General features: G+C 70.9%; 5 protein-coding genes and 1 pseudogene. 3 read left to right on the top strand and 3 right to left on the bottom strand.

What is annotated here, in order from left to right:
• Positions 1–55: 55 nt before the first annotated feature.
• From purL to cls, 3 genes and pseudogenes are all read left to right on the top strand, one after another.
• Entirely contained in the window at positions 56–2,353 is a 2,298-nt protein-coding gene (gene purL / locus CWC38_RS10295; RefSeq protein WP_121846651.1) for a phosphoribosylformylglycinamidine synthase subunit PurL, read from the top strand.
• A 48-nt stretch (positions 2,354–2,401) separates the two neighbouring features.
• Entirely contained in the window at positions 2,402–2,917 is a 516-nt protein-coding gene (locus CWC38_RS10290) for a GNAT family N-acetyltransferase (RefSeq protein ID WP_121846650.1), read from the top strand.
• A gap of 12 nt (positions 2,918–2,929) precedes the next feature.
• Positions 2,930–4,419, top strand: a pseudogene (gene cls, locus CWC38_RS10285) (cardiolipin synthase).
• A 108-nt stretch (positions 4,420–4,527) separates the two neighbouring features.
• On the opposite strand, the gene CWC38_RS10280 reads toward cls, so the two are convergent.
• The 3 genes from CWC38_RS10280 to CWC38_RS10270 all read right to left on the bottom strand — a co-directional run bounded on the left by CWC38_RS10280 (position 4,528) and on the right by CWC38_RS10270 (position 7,031).
• Positions 4,528–5,592, bottom strand: a complete 1,065-nt coding sequence (locus CWC38_RS10280; RefSeq protein ID WP_121846649.1) for an alcohol dehydrogenase — start codon at positions 5,590–5,592, stop codon at positions 4,528–4,530.
• 260 nt (positions 5,593–5,852) lie between these two features.
• Positions 5,853–6,266 (bottom strand): hypothetical protein, encoded by a 414-nt coding sequence (locus CWC38_RS10275; RefSeq protein ID WP_121846648.1) that lies wholly within the window; start codon positions 6,264–6,266, stop codon positions 5,853–5,855.
• A gap of 84 nt (positions 6,267–6,350) precedes the next feature.
• Positions 6,351–7,031, bottom strand: coding sequence for a class I SAM-dependent methyltransferase (locus CWC38_RS10270; RefSeq protein ID WP_121846647.1), 681 nt, complete (start codon positions 7,029–7,031; stop codon positions 6,351–6,353).
• Positions 7,032–7,237: the final 206 nt, after the last annotated feature.

The raw sequence follows: 7,237 nt of genomic DNA, 5'->3' as shown, positions 1-7,237 counted from the left end.
GGCGTGGCACGCACCCCACGCCCCACCCAGTTCACGTAAGGGACCCGCAGACGTCATGAGTGAAACGCACTTCAACCTGGACACCGTGGAGCACGCCGCCTCCACCCCGGACACCGAGCTGCCCTGGGCGGAGCTGGGCCTGAACGAGGCCGAGTTCGAGCGCATCAAGGAGATCCTGGGCCGGCGCCCCACCGCCGCGGAGCTCGCCATGTACTCGGTGATGTGGTCCGAGCACTGCTCCTACAAGTCCTCCAAGGTGCACCTGAAGCAGTTCGGCGAGAAGGTCACGGACGAGATGCGCAGGAACCTGATGGTGGGCATCGGGGAGAACGCGGGTGTCACGGACATCGGGGACGGCTGGGCCGTGACCTTCAAGATCGAGTCCCACAACCACCCCTCGTACGTGGAGCCCTACCAGGGCGCGGCCACGGGCGTGGGCGGGATCGTGCGGGACATCATCTCCATGGGCGCCCGCCCGGTGGCCGTGATGGACCCGCTGCGCTTCGGGGCGATCGACCACCCGGACACCCAGCGTGTGGTGCACGGGATCGTGGCCGGCGTGGGCGGCTACGGCAACTCGCTGGGGCTGCCGAACATCGGCGGCGAGGTGGAGTTCGACCCGTGCTACCAGGGCAACCCCCTGGTCAACGCCCTGGCCGTGGGCGTGATGCGCCACGAGGACATCCGCCTGGCCAACGCCTCCGGCACCGGCAACAAGGTGGTGCTCTTCGGAGCCCGCACGGGCGGGGACGGCATCGGGGGCGCCTCCGTGCTGGCCTCCGAGTCCTTCGACGACTCCAAGCCCTCCAAGCGTCCCGCCGTGCAGGTGGGGGACCCGTTCGCGGAGAAGGTGCTCATCGAGTGCTGCCTGGAGCTGTTCAAGTCCTCGCTGGTGGAGGGCATCCAGGACCTCGGGGCGGCCGGCATCTCGTGCGCCACGTCCGAGCTGGCCTCCAACGGTGACGGCGGCATGCACGTGGACCTGACACAGGTGCTGCTGCGGGACCCCTCGCTCACGCCGGGCGAGATCCTCATGTCCGAGTCCCAGGAGCGGATGATGGCCGTGGTGACCCCGGAGAAGGTCGAGGCCTTCGAGGCGGTCATGGCCAGGTGGGACGTGGAGTACTCGTGGATCGGGGAGGTCACGGACACCGGACGTCTGGTCATCGACCACCACGGCGAGGTCATCGTGGACGTGGACCCGCGCACCGTGGCCCACGACGGCCCGGTCTACGAACGCCCCTACGCCCGCCCGGAGTCCCAGGACGCGTTGCAGGAGGCCCACTTCACGGGCTCGCCCGAGGACGCCGCCCGCCCGTCCGGCGCGGAGCTCGGCCCGGCGCTGCTGGACCTCATGGGCTCCCCGAACCTGTGCTCCAAGGAGTGGGTGACCAGCCAGTACGACCGCTACGTGCAGGGCAACACCGCCATGGCCATGCCGGACGACGCCGGTGTGGTCCGCGTGGACGAGCGCACCAACCTGGGCGTGGCCCTGTCCACGGACTCCAACGGCCGCTACACCCGCCTGGACCCGTACCGCGGCGCGCAGCTGGCACTCGCGCAGGCCTACCGCAACGTGGCCACCGCGGGTGCCCGCCCGGCGGCCGTGTCCGACTGCCTGAACTTCGGCTCCCCGGAGGACCCGGACGTGATGTGGCAGTTCGCGGAGGCCGTGCGCGGGCTCTCGGACGGCTGCCAGGCGATCGGCGTGCCCGTGACCGGCGGCAACGTGTCCCTCTACAACCAGACGGGCGGTGTGGCCATCAACCCCACCCCGGTGGTCGCCATGCTGGGCGTGTTCGACGACGTCACGCGCCGCACCCCCTCCGGCTGGCGCGAGGACGGCCAGGCCGTCTACCTGCTGGGAGACACCGCGGACGAGCTGGACGGCTCCGAGTGGGCGCGGCTGCGCGGGCACCTGGGCGGCACGCCCCCGCGCGTGGACCTGGAGCGTGAGCGCGTCCTCGGGGACATGCTCGTCAACATGTCCCGGGACGGCATGATCGACGCCGCCCACGACGTCGCCGAGGGCGGGCTGGGTGCCACGCTCGCCGAGATGGCGCTGCGCTTCGGTGTGGGGGCCCGGATCGGGCTGGGTGAGGTGGCCGAGCGCGATGGTGTGGACCTGTTCACGCTGCTGTTCTCCGAGACGCAGGGCCGCGCCGTCGTGGCCGTGCCGCGCTCCGAGGAGGTGCGATTCCGGGACATGTGCACCGTGCGCAACTACCCCTTCGCGCGGATCGGTGTGGTGGACACCGAGAGCGGCACCCTGGACTTCCAGGGCGAGTTCGCGGTGGACCTGGACGAGCTGCGCAGCGCGCACGAGTCCACGCTGCCCCGCCACTTCGGCTGAGGGCCGCGGCGGACCGGACACGACGAGATCTGATGGGAGACCCACGCCATGGAGGAGCTACTGCCGCAGCCGGAACCCCCGCGGCCGCTGCGCACCGAGCACCTGGAGCTGCGTCCGTTCACGCGTGGCGAACTGGAGGTGATGGCGGACGCCGCCACCATGCCCCACTTCGCGCAGGGTTTCCCCTCCGCGGAGAACACGGACTGGGCGCGCGGCGCGATCGAGGCCGGGGAGCACTTCTTCACGGAGTCCGAGCTCACGCGCCTGGCCGTGGTGGAGCGCACCTCAGAACAAGTGGTGGGCACCGCCGGGTTCTCGGGGCCCCTCATGGAGGGTGAGCTGGAGGTGGAGGGCTCCATGGTGCCGGGCGTGCGCCGTCGTGGCCTGGCCGGCGAGGCGCTGGACGCCCTGGTGGAGCGGGCCTTCGAGGACCCGGGAGTCCGGGCCGTGTGCGCCTCCGTGCCCGAGGACATGGTGGCCGCCCACCGTTTGCTGGTGGGCCGCGGCTTCGTGCGGCGCCCCTGCGCGGGTTCCGAGATCTCGTACCACCTGCCCCGCCCCTGACGAGCCGCGCCCGTGAACCCCTGGATACCCTTCGACCTGCTCCCGGCGGACACCGTCCCGGAGTGGACCCTGGTGACGCTGGCCGTGCTGGACCTGCTCCTCAAGCTCGGGGCCCTGGGCTGGATCCCCCACCAGAGGCGGCCCTCCGTGGCGCTCGCGTGGCTGTTCGCCATCTTCCTGGTGCCGTACGCGGGGATCGTGCTGTTCGTGGTGATCGGCTCGAGCCGCCTGCCACGGACCCGGATGGCCAAGCAGGCGCGGATGAACCATGTGATCCAGGAGAACACCCCCGAGGGCGTGGCGCTGGGTCCCGAGTTCGAGCGCTATCCGGAGTGGGTGCGCACCACCGCGGAGCTCAACCAGAATGTCGGATCGCTGCCCATGGTGGGCGGCAACGACTTCCAGATCCTCCCGGACAACCACGAGAGCATGGCGCGGATGGCCGCGGCGGTGGACGCCGCCACGACTACGTGCACTTCGAGTTCTACATCGTGGCCGTGGACCGGGTCTCCCGGGACCTGCTGAACGCGCTGATGCGGGCGCACGAGCGCGGGGTGCGGGTGCGCATCCTGATCGACCACGTGGGGTCCCTGGGCTACCCGGGCTATGCGGAGCTGGTCCGGGAGTTCGACCGCAGCGGTGTGCCCTGGCGCCGGATGCTGCCCATCCGCCCGTGGCGCGGGGAGTGGCAGCGCCCGGACCTGCGCAACCACCGCAAGATCCTGGTGGTGGACGGGCAGGTGGCCTACACGGGGCCGCAGAACATCATCCACCGCTCCTACAACAAGAAGAAGAATCTCCGCAGGGGCATGGAGTGGAAGGACCTCATGGTCCGGGCCACCGGCCCCGTGGTCACGGAGATCAACGCCGTGTTCGTCTCGGACTGGTACTCGGAGACCGACGACCTGCTGCTGGACGAGTCCCCCGCCGCACTGGAGCAGACCTCCGGGCCCGCCTTCGCGCAGGTGGTGCCCTCCGGGCCGGGGTTCGAGACCGAGAAGAACCTGCGCCTGTTCAACCACCTGATCTACAACGCGAACCACCGGGTGGTGATCTCCAGCCCGTACTTCGTGCCGGACGAGTCCCTGCTCCACGCACTCACCACGGAGGCCCAGGCCGGGGTGCGGATCCAGCTGTTCGTGGGCGAGACCTCGGACCAGTTCCTCGCGCAGCACGCCCAGAACTCGTACTACTCGGAGCTCGCCCGCGCCGGCGTGGAGATCTACCGGTACAGCTCCCCCACCGTGCTGCACGCCAAGTTCGTGCTGGTGGACGACATCGTCTCCGTGATCGGCTCCTCCAACATGGACGAGCGCTCCTTCGCCCTGGACCTGGAGGTCTCGGTGCTGATCGTGGACGAGACCTTCCGTGCCCGCATGGAGGAGGTGGTGGAGCAGTTCGCCGCCCACTCCACCCTGCTGGACGTCGCCGCCTGGGAGCAGCGCCCGCTGCCGCGCAAGTTCCTGGAGAACGTCTGCCGCCTCACCTCCGGCCTGCTCTGAGCCCACTCCCGGACGACGACGCCGCCCGCCCGGGTGCGCGGGCGCCGTCGCCACCCCGGGGTGCGCGGTGCGCGCGGGGCGGCGACGGCGTCGTCGTGGGGAGGGCGCTCAGGAGGCGACGAGCACCGCGCGGCCGTTGAAGGTGCGGTTGCGCAGCCCGTCCAGGGCGGCGTTGACCTGCTGGGCGGTGAGCGGGAGCTCCTGGATGGGCGGCTTGGGCAGGTCCGTGTCCTGCGCGAGACGCACGAGCTCCTTGAGCTCCGGCAGGCTGCCCACGAAGTTGCCGCGGATGTTCAGCAGGTTGAACGCGACGAGCGCGGTGGGGAACGTGAACTGGCCGCCGAACAGGCCCACGCTCACCAGGGTGCCGCCGTTGGCCATGGCGAACAGGGCGGCGCTGGAGGTGTCCCCGTTGTTGACCAGGTCGATGGCCGCGGCGATCTTCTCCCCGCCGGCCGCCACGATGTCCTTGTGGGGGGCCTCGCCACCCGCGACCACGGTGGCCGTGGCGCCCATGGCGGTGGCGTTCTGCAGGGCGGCCTCGCTCACGTCCACGGCCACGATGTTCTCGTGGCCCAGGGCCTTCAGCAGGGCGATCGTCATGAGCCCCACACCGCCCGCGCCGATCACCGCCACGGGCTTCTCCGCCGGCACGGGCATGATCTTCTGGATGGCGGAGTAGGACGTGAGCCCCGAGCAGGCCAGCGTGGCACCGAAGGACGGGTCGATGTCCCCGAGCGGCACCAGGTAGCGGTCTCCGGGAACCAGGACCTCCTCCGCGTAGCCGCCGTTGAGCGCCACCGAGAGGTTGCGCTTGGCGCCGCTGCAGTAGTTCTCGCGGTCCTCCCGGCAGGCCTGGCACTCACCGCAGCCGACCCAGGGGTAGACGATGTACTTGGTGTCCCCCGGCTGAACCGTGGCCTCCGGGCCCACCTCCACCACCTCTCCCACGATCTCGTGGCCCAGCACCACCGGGTACTGGGCACCCGAGGCGGTCAGCTCTCGACGCCCCGCGCTGCCCAGGTCGAAGTACCCGTCCTGGCAGTGGACGTCCGAGTGGCACACCCCCGAGTGCGTGACGCGGACCAGCACCTCGGAGCCCGTCAGCTGGGGTTTCTCCAGCTCGATCTCCTCCGCCGGTGCACCGGGTTCTGCGTGACCGAAAACCTTCATGGCTACTCCTTCGCAGCACGTCCGCATGTGCACTTCACATGTGGCCTGTGTCATCACTGTAGGCCGCGTCACAAAGAAGTCCACCGGCTCGCGGAAACGGGTGAACTCGGGAGTAACATCGGCGCACGCGGTGGCCGCGGTCCAGCTCCAGCCCACGACGACGCCGCGAGGCCGCAGGCTTCGACGGAACGAGCGGGACTGCGGGGGCGGGCGGCGTCGTCCGCCGGTGCGGCACTCCACCCTGCTGGACGCCGCTTCGCTCAGCCGGCCCGCTCCAGCAGACCGGCGTAACGCTCGGTGGCGAGCTTCGAGAAGAGCAGCACCACCAGGGCGGACACCACGCTCGTGAGCACAAGGCCCAGGGACCAGGGCACCCACACGGAGAACAGGGCCGCGACCACCGCCACGAACACGGCGGCCGAGCAGAGCTGGGTGGCCACCCGACTCCGGGTCAGGGCGAGGAACAGGGCGTCCAGCAGGGTGTCCGCCAGCATGAGCACCACGACGACCACGCAGACCCCCAGGAACTGCGCCAGCAGTGTCAGCACCCCGACGCCCTGGTGCTCCCCGAGCACCTGCCACAGCACCTGGGGAGCCAGCACCGACAGCGGGAACCCCGCCACCACCAGGCACAGTTCCGCCAGCACGCCCCATTCCTTGACCTTGCCGCGCATCGCCGCCTCCTCCGTCGATCGTCCTTCGTGTCGCGCAGTGCCCCTCAGCCTTCACGCGATCCCACGCACGGCCGCCGGCCCGGCTCAGCAGCCGCCCACCGAGCAGCCCCGACCCACCGGGACCGGCGGGGCCTCAGCGGTCTCCTTGACCGCAAGCAGGTGGCACTCCGGAAAACGGTGCTCGGCATCCGGGCGGCTCACCGCGCGCCACCGCTCCGTGAACCCCGCGCGGTGGAGGTGGTCCGCCATGACGTCCGGGTGCCAGCGCCAGGCGGGGGCCACCGCGTGGTCGAAGGACACCACCGCCCGGCCGCCGGCCACGGCCTGGAACGCCACCAGCACCACGCCGCCCACCGGCAGCAGCTGCGCCCACGAGCGCACGACGCCCGGAACCCGGTCCGGAGCCAGGTGGATCAGGCTGAACCGGGCCAGCACGGCGGACGGCGCCTCTGCCTCCCCGAGCGCGTCCTGCCACGTGGTGGGGTCTGCGGTGCCCTGCACGAACCGCAATTGTGGGTGCGAGTCCCGCGCGATGCCCAGCATGGCCTCCGAGGGGTCCACACCGAGCACCGGAACACCGGCCGCCGCGAGCTCCGCGGTCACGTGTCCCGTGCCGCACCCCGCGTCCACCACGGGGCCGGGCAGTCCGGACTCCCGCACGTGCTCGGCGAACGCCGCCACGGCGTGCCGCTCCAGGGGCGTGCGGAACGGTTCGGGGAAAGCGTCCTCGTACTGCACGGCGAGACGGTCGTATCCGGGCTGCATGGGCTCCACGCTCACACACCGCGCCCGGCGCCACAACACCGCGCACCCGCATCGACCCCGGCCCCCAGGGCCGGAATGCTTCGCACCGCAAGGTCGTGGAACCGGATGACCGCAGAAGCAGAGACCTGCGGGACCGCTCCGGCGCGATGACCGCATGTGACTCCCGCCAATCCTAGGAGTTCGGGCGGGCCGGGGCAGTTCCGGGA

Origin of the sequence: Kocuria tytonicola, assembly GCF_003687455.1 — a bacterium.
GTDB classification, from domain to species: Bacteria; Actinomycetota; Actinomycetes; order Actinomycetales; family Micrococcaceae; genus Kocuria; species Kocuria tytonicola.
Note: the sequence above shows the minus strand (reverse complement) of the source record. Positions and strands in the feature narration are given on the sequence as shown.

Bases quoted from the DNA above. Each gene is read 5' to 3' on its own strand.
- purL (WP_121846651.1), top strand. From the start codon at position 56: ATGAGTGAAACGCACTTCAACCTGGACACCGTGGAGCACGCCGCCTCC.
- CWC38_RS10290 (WP_121846650.1), top strand. From the start codon at position 2,402: ATGGAGGAGCTACTGCCGCAGCCGGAACCCCCGCGGCCGCTGCGCACC.
- CWC38_RS10280 (WP_121846649.1), bottom strand. From the start codon at position 5,592: ATGAAGGTTTTCGGTCACGCAGAACCCGGTGCACCGGCGGAGGAGATC.
- CWC38_RS10275 (WP_121846648.1), bottom strand. From the start codon at position 6,266: ATGCGCGGCAAGGTCAAGGAATGGGGCGTGCTGGCGGAACTGTGCCTG.
- CWC38_RS10270 (WP_121846647.1), bottom strand. From the start codon at position 7,031: ATGCAGCCCGGATACGACCGTCTCGCCGTGCAGTACGAGGACGCTTTC.